Here is a 16,257-nt window from a genome sequence, read left to right as displayed (position 1 = left end):
CCAACGAACCGAACGAGCCGCGGTAAGTCTAGGACGAGCCTGCGATGCGGTCCTTCGCGAGATCCGTGTGCCACCATCCAGCGGGAGCAACGTGGCGGCTCAACCGGACTACTTGTCTTCCGCCACGCGGGCACTCGAGCCGTTTGCAGGGGTGGAGGGCGGCATCTGGAAAGTTTCCACTGGTTCGCTCGCCTATGCGTTTCCGAGCTATGAGGGCAGCGGTCAGAAGACCGACCTCCCACAGGCCGAAGAACCAACCATTCGCCAGGTCGTCGAAACCGCAATCATCAGCCGCCGCCAGGTCGAATGGAAACGTGATGCGCGCTCACAGATTCTGCTGATCCAGGCTTGCCCGCTTGCTGACGGGGACGCCGGAATGGCTGCCTGGACCATGACTCGTGTCGTCACGGTCGCCGGCCGGCCCTTTCTTCTGGCAACCACCGGCTTGGCGTTTCTGCTGATCGTCCTTCTGGGGTCAGCCGCATTGTTGGCGCGGGTTCTCTGGCGCTGGTCGCAGCGGCTGCGGACCGTGGAATCGGCGCTGGCGACCGGCGCAGAAGATTTGCCGGTGCTGCAATTGACGGGGCAGCGCGACCTCGACCGCATTGTGAAGGCCATCAACGGCGCGGGGTCCAAGGCGCTGGAATCCCGCCGCCGGACGGAGAGTTTGCAACAGCGTATTGCGGAAAGCGAGCTTGGCGAAGAACTGTTCGATCGGGTTAAGGTCGGGTGAGTATTTCGGAAGGTAAAAGAGACGGGCGTCTGCGGCCCGGATGGCGCTGCGGACGGCCTTGCCCTTGTGCGAACCGAGATTGTCCATGATCACGATGTCGCCGGGTCGCAAGGTCGGAACCAAAACCTTCTCAATGTAGAGTTGGAAGGTCTCGCTGTTGATCGGCTCATCGATGAACCACGGGGCGGTGGTGCGATCCTGACGCAGAGCGGCCAGGAAAGTCATGGTTTTCCAGCGGCCGTGTGGCACCTTGGCTTTGATCCGCTGACCGAGCGGCGCCCAGCCTCGCAGCGGCGCCATGTTAGTCTTTGTCCAGGTCTCGTCGATGAACACCAGGCGAGAGGGATCGATCCATTCCCGATACTTGGTCCACTGCGCCCGCCGACGGGCAACGTCGGGACGGTCCTGCTCGGCGGCAATCAGCGTCTTTTTTTGTAACTGAGCTTCTCAGCGTGGATGAACTCCCACACCGTACGGTAATCCACCTTCAGGCCACGCTCGGCGAGTTCAATCACCAGTCCGCGGATCGTGAAATCCGCCTTCCCGCAGCGCTTCACCAGCCACTCGCGATGGCGTCCCGCGATCTTTTTGGGCCTTAACCACCGATCTTGTCAGGCTCAACACTGCCGGTCTTGCGAAAGCGCTGCACCCAGAGAATTGCTGTGCTGATCCCCACCCCAAATTGCGCCGCCGCCTGATGGCACGACACACCACTCTTAATGACAGCGCCAACAACGCGCTCACGTAGATCTATTGAATACGGTTGCCCCATCCATGCTGGCCTCCTTCCCAGCCAGCATGTTGAATCACCCGTCTGATTTGGGAATCCTCAATCGATTCAATCTAACCCATCCCGCTCTAGTTGCCGCGATCGGGAACGGCGACACCAAATAGGCGATTTCCTCGGGTTCCCAACCAGCTTCCTCAGCTTTCATCAATGTCGCAGGTCGGTGCGCTGGCGCAAACCCGTTCCCACTTCATCCATCCCAACCGACATTCACATGCGGGACCGACCACTGCGAAACGGCCATCGGCTCAAGCACCGGCGTACCAAGGAACGGCGCCGACAAGCAGTAGACGCCGGCATGCGTCGATAGCCAGATCAGGTTCCGGTCCCATTCGATGAAGACTGCTTCGCTCGTACCGCGGCGCCAGCTCATGTAGTTGTCGATCTCGCCGTCACGCGGCGGGACGAAATAGGCCACCTCCTTCGGCTCGGTCGGGTCCGAAATGTCGAAGAGACGAAGGCCGGCGTTGAGATAGGACATCGCGACAATATCCGGCCGCGCTTTCCCGGGCGCAATCCAGTGCTGCATGACCCTCGAGCTGAAACGGCCGCGCGCCATCGCAAAGTCCTTGTATGGCGCATCCGGATGCGGCATCGGGCGTGGGAACAGGCCGATGATGCGCGGATTGGCCGGATCCTTCACATCGACGACATAGCTCGTGTGCCAAGGCTCGCGGCAGTCGGATTCAAGCGACTCCGGGATTGCGATGACGAGATTCTGAAGTCGCGGAAAGCGCGCCGAATCGGCATTCACGGGCACGACATGGTGATAGGGAATGGCGCCGATCGCCTCGAGCGGATGCGTTATCTTGCCGAAGACCTTGGGATTGCGGATGTCGGACAAGTCGTGGACATACAGCCCGAAATGTCCGTAGCCGCCATAGCCGACCTTGCCGCCGTCCTCGACCCTGACCGGCACGATGCAGGGCGTCCGATTACCGGTCCATGAGCACTGATCGCCGGCGAAAGGATAGGTCGAGCGATAGAGTTCCTCTTCGTCTAGCCGCTGGCCGGGAACCCACCATTTCGAGACCTCCTTTACCTTTGTAGGGTCGGACATATCGACGATCATCAATCCGTTGCTGTAGACACGCTCTGTGCTTTCCATACGCAACTGGTCATCCCAACCGCATGCGAGATAGCCGTATTTGCCGCCATCATAGAAAGGACAATGGACGCCAAAGCCGGTCTTGCCCGTCTCGAACTCGTTCAGCAGCTCGGCCTTTTCGGGGTTTGTCACATCGTAGGTCTTGATGCCGCGAAAGCCGCGATCGTTGATCGACTTGTTCCGGTATTCCTCGTGATATTTGCCGCGCGGATATTGTTGCGTTCCTGGCGTCAGCGGCATCTGATGCGAGACGACGCGAATCCATTTTTTCAATTGCTTGTTGTACACGCAGCTTTGAAACGTGGCGAGGTTGCTCTCCTTGATCACCGTCGCATTCGTGGGGTCGGTGATATCCAGCCAGCCGCCTTGAAAAGCGACCATGCGGCGTTTGCCTTTCGCCCACATACATGAATGCTCATCCCCGAAGATGTTCAGACCGACCCCTGGGAAATAAGAAACGATTTCCATGTTGGAGATATACTGATTGCGGTCGAGATAGCTCAACGCGCCGGCGGGCAGCCGTAATGGCACCACGCCACCGCCGGGCATGACGCTGGCTTTCTCGGCGTCGGCGAAGTTCGAGGACGAAGCATTATGATTCTTGACCATTTTCGGATCTCCTATGAGAGTTTGTTATTGGTTTTACGATCCAAGGCGACGTTGGACCGACGCCGGAACTTCGGAGGCGCGGAGCTGCGTGGAGTTCAGCTCCGCGAGTTTGCCGCTTATGTTCTAACTGGAGACAGTTCGGGCTTGCGTGTCGTGCCCGCGACGATGACCAAGATCGTGGCGATGAGTGCAAAGCCCGACGTCTGCAGGACACCCGCCGTCGTCCAGTTCGTTGCTTCCTTCAGCAGCGCCAGCGTATAGCCGGCAAAGGCAGCCGGGATGTAATAGCTGGCAATGAACAGCCCTGCGGTCTGCGCCGTCCTGGCAGGCCCCAGCGAATCGATGATGATGGCAGACATGTTGGCGTAAAGCAGGCTGAGGACTGCGATGCCGAAGACGACGGCGACAACGGCATGCAGCATCACGGATCGCTCCAGTTCGGTGAAAGAGAGCCCTCCCGACAGCGCTGCGAGCGGAAGTGCTGCCATAAGCACCTTCTGATGACCGACGCGGTCGCCGAGCCATCCACCGACAGGCCCCAAGAAGCCGCCGATACCGATGGCGCTCATCACCCACGCCGCCTGCTGCGGCGAGAAGCCGAGAGCGCTGCGCAGATATGTCGGATAGAGGCCGGAGAAACCGAAGACGGCAACGCCGGCACAAATCGATGCGAGCCCCAATGTGATGGTCGTGGCGTTCCAGATCGTATCGTTCGCTCTCGTGTCGACGCCGTCTTTGCGGCCGCCACTCGCATTCTCCTCGTTCGCGCGGCTCTCGCTGAACCACGGCCTGACACATAGCGCGACGATCGCCATCGCGATGATGCCGCCGATACCGAACACGACGAACGGCATTTTCCAGCCATATGCGGACAGGAGAGAAGCCGTCATCATGGGACCGGCAAAGGACCCGATGCCGTAGAAGGACGAAACCACACCCGTCATCAAGGCGCGGTTTCGATAAAAATAGCTGGCGCCAATCGCTATCAACGCCGTCACCTGCATGGCCTCGCCAAGCCCCGATACAAAACGGTAGGCGAGAAGATCGGCCAGCCCTGTCGCGTAAGCCGTCAGCAACGTGGCGACCGAGAAGACGAAGAGCCCCAGCAACACGACCGACTTGCGCGACGTGCTGCTGAGCAGATAACCGGTCGGTATCCCGGCCAGCCCCATGCCAAGCGTGAACATGGTTGAGGCGAGACCGACCTGCGGCAGCGACAGGCTCATGGCGTCGCGCACTTCGATGGCCAGAACTGAAAACAGGCCTCGATCAATCGAGTTCAATACGTAAGACAGGAGCAGGATGAAGAACATCGCGATCGCGGCATGATTTTTCTGCACGATCTTTTCCTTTCGCTAGGCGGACAGTTCGTCGTTCAGAGCTTGCGCTGGTCAATGCCGAACTTGTCCGCAAGCCAGTCGATCATCAGCTCCTGCCCGAGCGTCGGATTGTCGTGCTGGCAATGCTCGGCACCCGTCATGTCGGATTCAACGAGCAGGAAGGTGACGTCGACACCCGCCTTCTTGGCGTAATCGTAGCCTTCGCGGGCCGCCTGGACGCCGAGCACGTCGTGGCCGCCATGCAGGATCAGGTAGGGACATTTCATGTTCTCGAATACGCCGCGCATGTCGAAAGGCCTGGTCTTCTCGGCAACGCCTTTCATCGAGTCCGCGCCGAACACCCACTTCATGTGGCTGGCGAGACCATGATTCTCCGGCCGGTCCTTGTAGCGTTCATAGAGACTGAGCACGCCGCCATGCGAGATCGCCGCCGCAAGGCGCGGCTCCATGGCACCGGCGCGCGCGGCGTGGTAGCCGCCGAACGAGGAGCCCGACATTGCGATGCGGCTCATATCGACATCGCTGCGGGTGGCCAGCCAATCGATGCACTTGCCGACGGGCACTTCATAGTCGAACCGCGTGGTCAGGCCGTGTCGGCGCAAGGTTGCGCCCTGCCCAGGTCCATCCATCAGCAGGACGGAAATGCCGCGCTGCAGGGCGCCACGTCCGGTCATGAACCACAGCTCGTCCTTGAATGAATCGAGCCCGCCGAAGGAGATCAGAACCGGCTGCTTGCCGTGCCCGAAAGGCGAGCGGATGAAATAGCCGGCCATCGGCTTGCCCGGTTCATAGGGGACCTCAACGACCTCACCTTGCGGACAGGTCCAGCGCAGAAAGCTGTGCGTCGCCTTCTCGCATTTGTCGAAGGTCGGCAGCCGCCGCGGGTCATTCGGCTCGAGCCAGAATTCGGCCGAACGATACATGTCGGCCGCGCGCAGATAGCAATTCATGGCGGTCTGGATATGGCCTTTGGCCTCCTCGGTCTCGCCGCGCCGCATATTGTTGTCGGCAACGACCATCCACTCCTTGTGCCAACTGTCGTAATCGCCGGGGATCATCCGGCTCGCGGCCAGAAAACTCTCGGACACCGATCCTCCACCCTCCTGCGTCTCGCCCAGGGCGCGACGATACTGGTAGGACGGCCATGGGAACTCCGGCCAGTGATGCCAGCCATACGGCTCATAATGCGGATCAGTATCCAGAACCTCGGCGTCGATCAGTTTCTTCTCGCCCACAGTCATGGTCATGCCTCCCTTTGAGACCCGCTGCGCGAGCCGTTTATTGCTGTTGATGGCTGGAATGATGTCAGGCGGTGCGCATGCCCCAGCGCACGAGGGTTTTCTCTTCGATCCAGTCGAAGAACAGGTTTTCGGAGACCCAGCCGATCATGGCGATCGTGATCATGCCGCAAATCATGATGTCGGGACGCAACTGCCAACGGGCGTCGTCGATGAGAAAGCCAAGACCCGTGATCGACGAAATCATCTCCGCGCCGACGATGACGCGCCAGCCGACGCCGTAGGTCAGCCGCATGCCGGTGATGATGTATGGCAACGAGCCCGGGATCAGGATGCGGCGGGTGTAAAGGCTGCGCGGCGCAAGATAAACCCTGGCCACGTCGGTGTACTGGCCGGACAGGGTCTGCACGCCGGTCATGGTGTTGAACATAATCGACCAGATGCCGGAGAAGAAGATCACGAACACGGTCGAGGTGAAGCCCACGCCGAACCACAGGATGGCCAGCGGAATCCAGGCAATGCCGGGGATCGGATAAAGCAGCCGGCAGAGCGGCAAGAACGCGGCGCGCGCGGTCGGCGATGTGCCGAGCGCAAGGCCTGCCGGGATGCCGACCAGCGCAGCGAGAGACACGCCGGTGATCTGGCGGCCGACGCTGGCCGCCATATTCGTGAAGAGCTTGCCGTTCGCAATCAGCTCCTGAAAGGCGAGAACCACTTTCCAGGGCGACGGGAACGCCCATTTCGGCATCAGACCGAGCCGGTAGACGATTTCCCAAATCGCAATGAAGGCAACGATGGTCGCGATGCCGAGCAAACGCTCGCGGCTGGGCAACCATCGCCGTGACGATGCGGCTACCGCTTCCGGGGCGGCTTCCGCGACGACGTTCTTCGAATAGGAGACATCCGCCATGGTCAGGCTCCCGCCATCAGGTCGGCCTCTTCGAGCGCCGCCGCACGCGCGATCTCCTCGCCCAGCACCGCTCGCACCTCGCGCTGGCGCTGGTTCATCTCGATGCTGGCCATGTCGCGCGGACGTGCCTCGGAGACCATGACGATCTGCTTGACGCGGCCCGGCCGCGCCGTCATCACGACAATGCGGTCCGACAGATAGATCGCCTCCTCGATCGAGTGCGTCACGAAGACCACAGTCTTGCGGTACTCACGCCAGATTCGCAGCAACTCATCCTGCAGCAATTGGCGGGTCTGCGCATCGAGCGCGCCGAACGGCTCGTCCATCAGCAGCAGCGACGGGTCGACGGCGAGCGCACGCGCGATCGACACCCGCTGCTTCATGCCGCCCGAGAGCTGATGCGGGAAGCGCTCGGCGAAGTCCGAAAGCCCAACTACCTTCAGGAGCCGTTTCGACACCTCACGCCGCTCCGCCACCGGAAGCTTGCGCGCTTCAAGGCCGAATTCGACATTGTCGCGCACGGTCATCCAGGGGAATAGCGCATAGTCCTGGAACACGACCGCACGTTCCGGGCCAGGTCCGTTCACCGGTTTGCCGTTGATCGTGATGCGGCCCGAGGTCGCCGGGATCAAGCCGGCGATGATCTTGAGCAGCGTCGACTTTCCGCAGCCGGACGGACCGAGCAGGCAGACGAACTCGCCTTCCTCGATCTGCAGATTGATGTCGACGAGTGCCGATGTCTGCGAGCCATGCGAGATGTAGGTCTTGTTGAGATTCTCGACCGTCAGCATCGGCGCCCGCTCACTTCAGCTTTTCGTAGCCGGGATAACCGGGATAGCTGTCCGCGAAGCTGGTATCGACCACCTCTTCGTAGGTCACCGGATTCTGGAGCAAACCATCCTCCTTCATCCAGCCCATCAGCGCATCGATCCAGGGGCGCGGCGGCTTGTCATATTGCCATCCGCAATTGTCGTAGGACTTCTCCAGCAGCGACGTATCGATATTCGGGGTGTAGTGCTTCAGCACATCGAGGCCGACCTTCTTGTCGGTCTTCATCAGGTGGACAGCGTCGAGATGTGCCCAGACGAGCCGCTTGGCGAGCTCCGGATGTTCCTTGATGAACTTGCGCGTCATGATCATGCCGTTGCGCAGCATGTCCGAACCGAGCTTGCTCTTGTCGATCAGGTCATTCGGCGCCAGCAGGAGCTTGGCGCCCTTGTCGACGGCGTTGGTGCCGTAAGGCTCGAAAGGAAACGCCGCCGCGATGTCACCGGTCACCAAGGCGGCCGCCACCTCCGGCACCGGAACCTGCGCGAGCTGAACATCCTTCTCGGAGAGCCCGAAGCGCGGCAGGATCTGCTTGGTCAATGTCAGATACTGGACGTCGAACTTGGTCACGATGCCGATGCGTTTGCCCTTGATGTCGGCCCACGATTTGACATTCGGAGCAGCCACGATCATCGCGCAATTCGCCGATGACGCCGCCACGATCACATTGTCGATGCCGGCGGAGAGATACCGGATCGCCGATGCATATTGATTGTAGCCGACGTCGAAATCCCCGATCGACATCATCTGGTTGGATCGCTGGTAATTGCCTCCCATGAAGTCGACGTTGACGCCGTACTTCTCCCACAGCTTGGTGTATTCGGCGAGGAACGGCTGGATGTGGTCATATCCAGGGGCGCCTGCGACCAGGCGCACCTTGTAATTGTCGGGCTGCTGCGCCAACGACGCGTTGGAGACGGCGATGCTTGCGCATAGTCCGGCGATGAGAGCCTTCATCTTCATGTCGATAGACCTCGATCTACATTTGCCCGGACTGAATGCGTCAAACTGGATGCATGAAGCGTGCCGCTATTCCGCGGCCATGGGATTCACCATTGGGGTGCGCTCCGTCATGAGCTTGACCTCGGTCCAGGCCTTGGTCATGTCGCCGAGCGCAGCGACCTCGTGCGCGGCGATCTGTTCAAGGACGGCGCCGGCCTTGGCCAGATCCGCCTCGTAACGCAGCACCTTGAAGAGGTCCGACGAGGCCTGCATGTGCTCAGCCGCCGAGGCTGCAGCCGTGGTCTCCAGCCCCCGCGCCCCGAGCTCCTGTGTAACTCGGCGCAGGTAGCCAGCCGCACCGGCTCGGCCAAGCACGCCGTGGTTTGGAATGTTGCCGCGGACGAACAGCGGAATCGGATCGCCCTTCGGGCTGACCGTATCCTTGACCTTGCCGGCCTTGATCAGCGCTGCAAACGCCGCCATGCCGGGCGCGCCGGTTTCGAAGCGCGGAATCTGCCACTGATTGCCAAACAGGGCATACGGCTTCGGATATTCGCCGGAGAGGATTTTCAGGTTGCGGCGGAAGGAATGGCGGATCGACTTGGCGATGTCCCATGCGGGATCGCGCTCGGGCTCCACCCACACCATGAGGTACGGGCCATAGCCGTCATGGAGGCTCCATTCGCCGCCGAACGGGTGATGATGCTCCCACGGCTCATAACCGTTCGGACCGCGTTGCGAGGATTGCGCCCACGCCTCGCGGAAGACATCGATCGGCGCGTCGTAGCGCGAATGCGGCATCACGTCGTTCGGCTCGAAGATCGTCACGGTGCCACGGTCGAGATCGTAGCCCGCGACCACCACGTGATGGCCGAACCCGGTCTTGCCCATGGTCTCGTGCTGGAATTTCAACCGCGGCGAGCTTTTGGCGCCGTAGGGCAGCATCAGCGAGTAATGCAGACCGACCTGCACGGGAACGCCGCGGTCGACAAGGCCGCGAAGCTTCGCAAAGGCTTCCTCGAAGCCGCCTTCATGATCCTGTTCCCAGTGGCCGCGATAGCCGAGCGCCTGCGGCGTATATTCCCAGATCTCGTGAAAGGCGCCCGCGCCACCATTGAAAGCGGGCGCGCCCCAGACCGGCGACCAGCGGAACGAGAAGCCGTCGCCCGAGGTGCCGTCCGCAAACAGCACATCGCTTTCGCCGTGCAGGCGGAACATGCCGAGTAATCCGGTGAAATAGCAGCGGCCCGAATTGCCTTGCTCAGGGTAACCTTTTGGCCCCATCCACGTCATCGAGTAGTAGGCTTCATCATACGGCTTGATCACAGACATCGGCGTTGTCCCGTGTTGTTGGTTATTGGGTTCAGATCAGCGGGTTCATGGCTTTCTTGCGCAGCTCGCGCTCATTGATTCCGAAGACGTCGGCCAGCCAGTCGGCCATCAATTCCTGGCCGATGGTTGGATTGTCATGCTGGCAGTGATCCGCGCCGGTCTCCTCCTCGGTCACGAAGCGAAGCGTGACGTTGACGCCCTTTGACTTCGCATAGTCGGCGACCTTCTGCGCCGAGGCGACCCCGAGCACGTCGTGACCGCCGTGAACGATGAGGTAAGGACATTTCATGTGATCGAGATGGCCCTCGAGCACGAAAGGCTTGGCTTTCTCCATCGCCTCTTTCATGGAGCCGACGCCGAACACGGTCTTGATGTGGTCGGCGAGGCCGTGGTCTTCCTTCGCGCCGGCCCACAGCTCCGGTATCGACCAGATCGCGCCATGGGAGATGGCCGCCGCGAGCCGATGCTCGTAACAGCCGGCGCGCGCCGCGTAATAGCCGCCAAGGGACGAGCCGCAGACCGCGATCTTCGCCGGATCGATGTCCTTGCGCGTCAGGAGATAGTCGATGCACTTGCCGATCGGCACTTCATAGTCCGGCCGGGTCGGAATCCTGTGACGACGCAGCGTGCCGCCCTGCCCTGGGCCGTCGATCATCAGAACCGAGATGCCGCGCTGGAGCGCGCCATGCGCCTGCATGAACCACATCTCGTCCTTGATCGAGTCCAGACCTCCCATGCAGATGAGGACCGGCTGCTTGCCGGTGTCGAACGGCGCGCGGACGAAATAGGCGAACAGCGTCTTGCCGTTCTCATAGGGAATCTGCAGCACCTCGCCCGCCGGCTTGAGGTTCTGGATAAACTTTCGCGAGCATTCCTCCATGTCGGTGAACGCTTCGAGGCGGCGCGGATCGGAATATTCGAGCCAGAACTCGGTGTGGCGATAGTAATTGGCCGCGCGCAGCCAGCAGTTCATCGCGGTGCGGACGTAACCCTTGCCGAACTCCTCGTCACCGCGGGCCTGGTTGAAATCCGCAATCCGCTTCCATTCGCGGTGCCAGCTCTCCTTGTCGCCGGGGATCATGCGGCTCGCGGCGAGGAAACATTCGGAGACGGCGCCGCCGCCCTCCTGCGTTTCGCCCAGCGCGCGGCGGAACTGGTAGCTCATCCACGGATATTTCGGCCAATGGTGCCAGCCGTAAGGCTGATAGACGCCGTGCGTCACGTCCGTGACCTGATCGATCAGAAGCTCTTCCGCCATGTCAGCCGCAACTCCCTTTTCTCATTTTTCACGCGCGTCGATGGCTTTGTCGGCACGCGCGCACGGGACGCTAGCAGGTTTTTTTATCCATTCAAGTCGCTTGAATTTTGTTCACTATTGCTTTCATTTTGGGCAACCGAGCCTTTCGCCCCGCGCTATCGTTGGCTAATACCCCGAGGCCGCGACTCCTGAGCTTTGCAAGGCGCGGTTGAATTCAGTGGCGTGAGAGCCGCTGCAGAGATGGACGAGTAATGCTGAAGAAGATGAACCGTGCCGAGAAGAAGGCGGTGAAGGCAGCCGATCTGCCAAGCGGCCCAAATCAATATCTCGGCGTGAAGCTGCGGCATACGCGCATGACCAAGGGATTGCGGCTGCGCGACCTTGCCGAAAAGGCGGAGTGCTCCGAGAGCATGCTGTCGAAGATCGAGAACGGTCGCGCCGTTCCGTCGTTGAAGACGCTGTACCGCATAGCGGAAGCAATGGGCCTGACCGTCGGGCAGTTGTTTGCGCAGCCTGCCGAGCCGAATGGTCTGGTATCCCGCGGCGGCGAGCGCCCTATCGTGCAGGCGGACCCGCTGCGCAACGGCCCCGGACTGACGCTCGAACGACTGATCCCCTATCATCAATCCCACCTTCTCCAAGGCAGCATCCACAATATCGCGCCGGGCGGCAGCGGCGGTGGCCTCGTCGCGCATGAAGGCGAGGAAGTCGCCTACATTCTCGAGGGCCAGGTCGAGTTCATCGTCGGTGACGAGCGCTTCCTGCTCAAAACCGGCGATTCGATTTGCTATCGATCCGAGCAGCCGCACGGATATCGCAACGGCGGCGACGGCCACGCCAAGATGATCATCGTCAACACGCCGCCGAGTTTCTAAATCCTGCAACAGCGCCGATTGCCCTCCATTCAAGCCACTTGAATACCCCGACGATCGCCTATGCCGGCACCTGCGAGCGATACCAGTCGAGAATCTCGGCGCCCGTCCACATCACCACGCCTTCGTGTCCGAGAATGTAGTCGTACAGCATCTCCAGATATTTGATCCGGTGCGGCACGCCCGTTAGATACGGATGGATGGAAATCGCCATGACGCGCGGCGCCTTGGCGCCGTCGAGGTAAAGCCGGTCGAAATGATCGCGGCCGCGGCGCAAGATCTCGTCCGAGGGCTGTTGCTGCACCGCGCTGATCACGACATCGTTGATCTCGACGGTGTAGGGAACGGAGACGATGTCGCGATGACGCGTCTTCAAGGTGATTGGCTGCTCATCGAGAACCCAATCGGCGACATATTCGATACCGGCCTCAGCGAGGAAATCGAGCGTCTCGTCGGTCTCGGTCAGCCCCGGACTTTCCCAGCCGCGCGGCGGCTTGCCGGTGAACTTCTTGATCGCCGCAATCGTATCTGTTATCGCCGCTTTCTGGTCTTCGACTCTGTGCATCGGCTTCTGCACGAAACCGTGCCCCATGAAATCCCAGCCGGCGTCTCGGGCAGCCTGGCATGCTTCCGGATAGAGCTCACAGACCGAGCCGTTGAGAGCGAAGGTCGCCTTCAGATTCCGACTGCCAAGCGTTTCGATGAAACGCCAATAGCCGACACGCATTCCATATTCGTGCCAGGCCCAATTCGGAACGTCCGGAAGCAGCGGCTGCCCCATCGGTGGCGGCAGCACCGCGCGCGGCATCGCCGCGGTCGGACTCCAATTCTCGACATTGACGATGGTCCACACCGCTACCCGCGCATTGTTGGGAAGCTTGAGCGCGGGCCTGCGGTGGATCGGGGTGTAGGGCAACCGGCCGCGAACACTCTTGCCGATTAATTCGGTCATCTTGTTTTCTTTCCCTGGTTCAAGCTTCGCAGAGCAGCTTCAGCGCCGTGCCGCAGCAGACGCACTGACGCTCCAGCGGCGTAATCCCGGGCACCGCATCGATCGTGGCCTTGGGATCAGTGTCGGCCATATCGAATGGCGCATCGGTGCCGATGCAGACATGATCCGCTCCGACGAGATCGATGAGATAGCGCAGCGCCTGCGGCTCGAACACGAGGCTGTCGAAATAGATCCGCTTCAGCAGTTCCTTCGGCGAGGATTTGCTGATGGCATTGGTCTCGCTGCGCACCTTATGCCCGTGGACCAGCCGCCCGATCTGGTAGGGAATGAAGCCGCCGCCATGCGCGAGCACGATTCTGAGGTCCGGCAATTCGTCGAGCCGGCCGGAGAACATGAGATTGGCGAGCATCACCGTGGTGTCGAGCGGATTGCCGATCAGGTTGGTGAGATAATAGTTTTCGAGACCGCTCTTGGCGCCGACATAATATGGATGCGCAAACACGAAGACGTTGAGCTCGGAAGCACGCCGCAGCAGCGGACGAAACCGCTCCTCGGCAAGCTGTGCGCCTTCGATGGAGGTGCCGAGCTCGACCGCCTTGAAGCCGTAAGCCTGAACGACGCGTTCCAGCTCCGCGACTGCGGCGTCGGGGTGCTGCATCGGCACCGTCGCCATGCCGCGCAACCGCGTAGGGTTCGCGCCGACCATGTCGGCGACACCGTCGTTAACGAGACCGGCGACTTCGAGCGCTAAATCGGCATCGGCCCAGTAATAGAACATCGGCGGCGCCGGCGAGATCACGGAGATATCGATACCCTTGCGATCCATGGCCTCGACCTTGGCCTCGACGCGGCGAAACTCCTCAAACAGCGGATAGACGTATCCCTGGTCGTGAATGATTTTGCGTGCGGCCACCTCGCCCTCGACACGTGCCCGGAAGCGCTTGGGATTGGCTGCGATCGCCGCGACAATGCGATCAGGAATGACGTGGCTATGAATGTCGATTTGCATGGAGGTTACGCCTCAATCGGCAGCGTTACGGGAGTCGCGGTCGGAACAGGAAAGGTCGGGCAGATGCAGGCACGAAATCATGCGACGTCCTAAGCAGCGCTCTTGTCTGCCGTCGCGAAAATATTCAGCGCCATGATCTCGGTGGTATCCAGAACGAGTCCGAATGCGGTCTTGATGCAGAGCAGGCCCGCCTCGTGCAGCGCCGGCCCGTCCATCGTCTCGACGCAATCCTTCACGACGATCACGGCGTAGTCGCGCACATTGGCAGCGGTCGTCGTCGCGAGCACGCAGGAGTTGGTGTTTACGCCGGTGATGAGCAGCGTGTTGATGCCGTGCGCCCGCAATGTGAACTCGAGGTCGGTGCCAAGGAAGCAATCGTAGCGCTTCTTGGTATCGACCACGAAGTCGCGCTCCCGATCATGGAGCTCGGGGATGATCTCAACGCCGGGCATGCCGGCGATGTTGTGGCGCAGCACGTTCTTGCGCGTATTCGTGGGGTCTTCGGCGCGCGTGCGCCAGAACGGATTGGAAGCGATCTCCGTGACGTCGCGATACTGCGTCAACAGGTGAATGACCGGCATGTTCGCGCCGCGCGCCCAGTCGAACAGACGCTTGTTGGCGGCGATCACCTGTCTTGCGACCTCCGGCGAGGTCGGCATGGTCGCGACTTCCATGTCGAGATGACCACGATGCAGATCGATCGCGACGATGGCGGCCCTGGGATGATCGACGCCGAGATTCATGCAGACAGTTCCTTTTGGACTCGTGGAGGTGCGACGACCTGTGAGAGCGTCCGTCGGCAGTCTGCAATACATTTGGCGCCGGAGTCAAAAATAATGTATACATTTTACAATGGTCGAAATTCAATGCGTGAAAACTGTGCGCTTTAATGTCATTTGGCTGGCTAAATTCGGGTGAATGCTTTCTTTCTCAGCCGAGAATGTATACAATATAGCCATGCAATTGAGACCCGAATGACCAATTCGCACCCTTCCGAAACATCGTCCTTCACGCGATTCGAATCCGTCGTCGAAGCGCTGCGCGCGGCCATTCTTGCGGGTGAATTTCAGGCAGGCGAACGCCTGCACGAGGTGAAATTGACCGCGCGGCTCGGAGTCTCGCGCACCCCTGTTCGCGCCGCCCTTCAGAAGCTGGCATCGGAAGGCCTGCTCGATTACACGCCGAACCGCGGCTACACGCTGCGGGAATACTCGATTAGCGAAGTGATCAGCGCCTACGAGGTTCGCGCCGTGCTGGAGGGGCTGGCCGCGCGGCTCAGTGCCGAGCGCGGGCTGGACGTCCGCGAGGTCGCGACGCTTCAACAAGCGTTGCGCGACGGCGATGACCTGCTTCGCAACGGCCAGATCACGGACGACCACCGCTCGCAATACAGCCGTATCAATGCCTGCTTCCACGAAACGATCCACGGATCGGCTGGCTCACGGCTCCTCGGCGAGACGCTCTATCTCTGCCAGCAGGTGCCGGTGTCGTCACCGCGATACATCGTGGCATTCGAGGAACGGGACGTTCGCCGCCGCCATGACGATCACCACCGCATCTTCGAGGCGATCATCGGCCGCGAGGCCTGGCGCGCGGAAATGCTGATGCGCGATCACGTGGCCAGCGTCAAATCATCCTTGGTGCGCTCCCTCTCGTCGCCCGCTGCGTTCGACGAAGAGCTGCGACTCCAGCAAGGCCGCCGCTGACCGAGTTTGCCCGAATGGGGCTGTGGACGCATCTTGCAGGCGCTTGGTTTGGCTTGGCGGGCGCACCAAGGCTCGAACCTGAGACCCACCACGGCGGCGGGCTGGCACTACGTGAGATTCATAGTTTTAAATCTCTGCATGCCGAATTGATAGTCACCTTGACCTCAATCTACTGCGCGTCTTCTTCGCGATTTGGGATCTTCGTAGCCTTACTGCCGCGGGTGACCGCCTCGGCCTGACCCAGCCGGCCATTAGCCATGCTCTGCGGCGATTGAGGGAGCGTTTCGGCGATCCGCTGTTCGTACGGGTGGCAAATCGAATGCTTCCGACGGATGCAGCTGTTCGCTTGCACGAGCCTCTTGACCAGGCGTTCGAACTTCTCAATCGTACCTTGCAAAGCGGTGTCGTATTCGATCCGCGTTCAACCGAGCGAACCTTCAGAGTGGCGATGTCAGACATTGCCGAGGTCTACATTTTACCTCGGCTGGTAAGCGAACTGTCACGCATCTCGCGACCTTGCTTGGCATGCGTTATTTTTGCCAGCTAATGGCGTGCGTCATCTTGTTGGTATTTCTGCTGGTATCGGCAGCCATCGGCGGCTGAAATTATTTCAAAATTAATTGGTTATAGTAT

General features: G+C 60.7%; 15 protein-coding genes and 1 pseudogene. 4 read left to right on the top strand and 12 right to left on the bottom strand.

Annotated features, from left to right (window positions below):
• Positions 1-91: 91 nt before the first annotated feature.
• Positions 92-733 (top strand): hypothetical protein, encoded by a 642-nt coding sequence (locus tag V1289_RS27185; RefSeq protein ID WP_334408019.1) that lies wholly within the window; start codon positions 92-94, stop codon positions 731-733.
• Here V1289_RS27185 and V1289_RS27180 read toward each other — a convergent pair.
• From V1289_RS27180 to V1289_RS27140, 9 genes and pseudogenes are all read right to left on the bottom strand, one after another.
• A pseudogene (locus V1289_RS27180) lies at positions 692-1,505 on the bottom strand (IS630 family transposase); the annotation flags it as partial. The gene V1289_RS27185 and the pseudogene V1289_RS27180 overlap by 42 nt on opposite strands.
• A gap of 205 nt (positions 1,506-1,710) precedes the next feature.
• On the bottom strand, positions 1,711-3,237 hold the full coding sequence (locus V1289_RS27175; RefSeq protein ID WP_334400366.1) for an LVIVD repeat-containing protein: 1,527 nt from the start codon (positions 3,235-3,237) through the stop codon (positions 1,711-1,713).
• A gap of 116 nt (positions 3,238-3,353) precedes the next feature.
• The gene (locus V1289_RS27170) at positions 3,354-4,577 is read right to left on the bottom strand and encodes an MFS transporter (protein WP_334400365.1); all 1,224 of its coding nucleotides are present in this window, start codon (positions 4,575-4,577) and stop codon (positions 3,354-3,356) included.
• Positions 4,578-4,612: 35 nt separating this feature from the next.
• The gene (locus V1289_RS27165) at positions 4,613-5,824 is read right to left on the bottom strand and encodes an alpha/beta hydrolase family protein (protein WP_334400363.1); all 1,212 of its coding nucleotides are present in this window, start codon (positions 5,822-5,824) and stop codon (positions 4,613-4,615) included.
• A gap of 58 nt (positions 5,825-5,882) precedes the next feature.
• Positions 5,883-6,725, bottom strand: coding sequence for an ABC transporter permease (locus V1289_RS27160; protein ID WP_334400361.1), 843 nt, complete (start codon positions 6,723-6,725; stop codon positions 5,883-5,885).
• A gap of 2 nt (positions 6,726-6,727) precedes the next feature.
• Complete coding sequence (locus tag V1289_RS27155) at positions 6,728-7,516, bottom strand: ABC transporter ATP-binding protein (RefSeq protein ID WP_334400359.1); 789 nt, start codon at positions 7,514-7,516, stop codon at positions 6,728-6,730.
• 10 nt (positions 7,517-7,526) lie between these two features.
• On the bottom strand, positions 7,527-8,516 hold the full coding sequence (locus V1289_RS27150) for an ABC transporter substrate-binding protein (RefSeq protein WP_334400357.1): 990 nt from the start codon (positions 8,514-8,516) through the stop codon (positions 7,527-7,529).
• Positions 8,517-8,582: 66 nt separating this feature from the next.
• Entirely contained in the window at positions 8,583-9,827 is a 1,245-nt protein-coding gene (locus tag V1289_RS27145; protein WP_334400355.1) for a hypothetical protein, read from the bottom strand.
• Positions 9,828-9,858: 31 nt separating this feature from the next.
• Positions 9,859-11,085: an alpha/beta hydrolase family protein gene (locus V1289_RS27140; RefSeq protein ID WP_334400353.1), complete on the bottom strand. Its 1,227-nt coding sequence runs from the start codon at positions 11,083-11,085 to the stop codon at positions 9,859-9,861.
• A 251-nt stretch (positions 11,086-11,336) separates the two neighbouring features.
• On the opposite strand from V1289_RS27140, the gene V1289_RS27135 reads away from it, so the two are divergent.
• On the top strand, positions 11,337-11,960 hold the full coding sequence (locus V1289_RS27135; RefSeq protein ID WP_334400351.1) for a cupin domain-containing protein: 624 nt from the start codon (positions 11,337-11,339) through the stop codon (positions 11,958-11,960).
• Positions 11,961-12,018: 58 nt separating this feature from the next.
• Here V1289_RS27135 and V1289_RS27130 read toward each other — a convergent pair whose 3' ends face one another.
• The 3 genes from V1289_RS27130 to V1289_RS27120 form a co-directional block, all read right to left on the bottom strand.
• Positions 12,019-12,909: a polysaccharide deacetylase family protein gene (locus V1289_RS27130; RefSeq protein WP_334400350.1), complete on the bottom strand. Its 891-nt coding sequence runs from the start codon at positions 12,907-12,909 to the stop codon at positions 12,019-12,021.
• Between the two features lie 19 nt (positions 12,910-12,928).
• Positions 12,929-13,918 (bottom strand): amidohydrolase family protein, encoded by a 990-nt coding sequence (locus V1289_RS27125; RefSeq protein WP_334400349.1) that lies wholly within the window; start codon positions 13,916-13,918, stop codon positions 12,929-12,931.
• 89 nt (positions 13,919-14,007) lie between these two features.
• Positions 14,008-14,661: a cysteine hydrolase family protein gene (locus tag V1289_RS27120; protein ID WP_334400348.1), complete on the bottom strand. Its 654-nt coding sequence runs from the start codon at positions 14,659-14,661 to the stop codon at positions 14,008-14,010.
• A gap of 231 nt (positions 14,662-14,892) precedes the next feature.
• Between V1289_RS27120 and V1289_RS27115 the strand changes: the two genes are divergently transcribed.
• A complete protein-coding gene (locus tag V1289_RS27115; RefSeq protein WP_334400347.1) occupies positions 14,893-15,624 on the top strand; it encodes a GntR family transcriptional regulator in 732 nt (243 codons plus the stop codon).
• 130 nt (positions 15,625-15,754) lie between these two features.
• Complete coding sequence (locus tag V1289_RS27110; RefSeq protein ID WP_334407698.1) at positions 15,755-16,171, top strand: LysR family transcriptional regulator; 417 nt, start codon at positions 15,755-15,757, stop codon at positions 16,169-16,171.
• Positions 16,172-16,257 lie beyond the last annotated feature (86 nt).

This window comes from Bradyrhizobium sp. AZCC 2289 (assembly GCF_036924615.1).
In the GTDB taxonomy this organism is placed as follows: domain Bacteria; phylum Pseudomonadota; class Alphaproteobacteria; order Rhizobiales; family Xanthobacteraceae; genus Bradyrhizobium.
Note: the sequence above shows the minus strand (reverse complement) of the source record. Positions and strands in the feature narration are given on the sequence as shown.

Bases quoted from the DNA above. Each gene is read 5' to 3' on its own strand.
- V1289_RS27120 (WP_334400348.1), bottom strand. From the start codon at position 14,661: ATGAATCTCGGCGTCGATCATCCCAGGGCCGCCATCGTCGCGATCGAT.
- V1289_RS27165 (WP_334400363.1), bottom strand. From the start codon at position 5,824: ATGACCATGACTGTGGGCGAGAAGAAACTGATCGACGCCGAGGTTCTG.
- V1289_RS27160 (WP_334400361.1), bottom strand. From the start codon at position 6,725: ATGGCGGATGTCTCCTATTCGAAGAACGTCGTCGCGGAAGCCGCCCCG.
- V1289_RS27140 (WP_334400353.1), bottom strand. From the start codon at position 11,085: ATGGCGGAAGAGCTTCTGATCGATCAGGTCACGGACGTGACGCACGGC.
- V1289_RS27135 (WP_334400351.1), top strand. From the start codon at position 11,337: ATGCTGAAGAAGATGAACCGTGCCGAGAAGAAGGCGGTGAAGGCAGCC.
- V1289_RS27130 (WP_334400350.1), bottom strand. From the start codon at position 12,909: ATGACCGAATTAATCGGCAAGAGTGTTCGCGGCCGGTTGCCCTACACC.
- V1289_RS27175 (WP_334400366.1), bottom strand. From the start codon at position 3,237: ATGGTCAAGAATCATAATGCTTCGTCCTCGAACTTCGCCGACGCCGAG.
- V1289_RS27150 (WP_334400357.1), bottom strand. From the start codon at position 8,516: ATGAAGATGAAGGCTCTCATCGCCGGACTATGCGCAAGCATCGCCGTC.
- V1289_RS27115 (WP_334400347.1), top strand. From the start codon at position 14,893: ATGACCAATTCGCACCCTTCCGAAACATCGTCCTTCACGCGATTCGAA.
- V1289_RS27125 (WP_334400349.1), bottom strand. From the start codon at position 13,918: ATGCAAATCGACATTCATAGCCACGTCATTCCTGATCGCATTGTCGCG.
- V1289_RS27145 (WP_334400355.1), bottom strand. From the start codon at position 9,827: ATGTCTGTGATCAAGCCGTATGATGAAGCCTACTACTCGATGACGTGG.
- V1289_RS27155 (WP_334400359.1), bottom strand. From the start codon at position 7,516: ATGCTGACGGTCGAGAATCTCAACAAGACCTACATCTCGCATGGCTCG.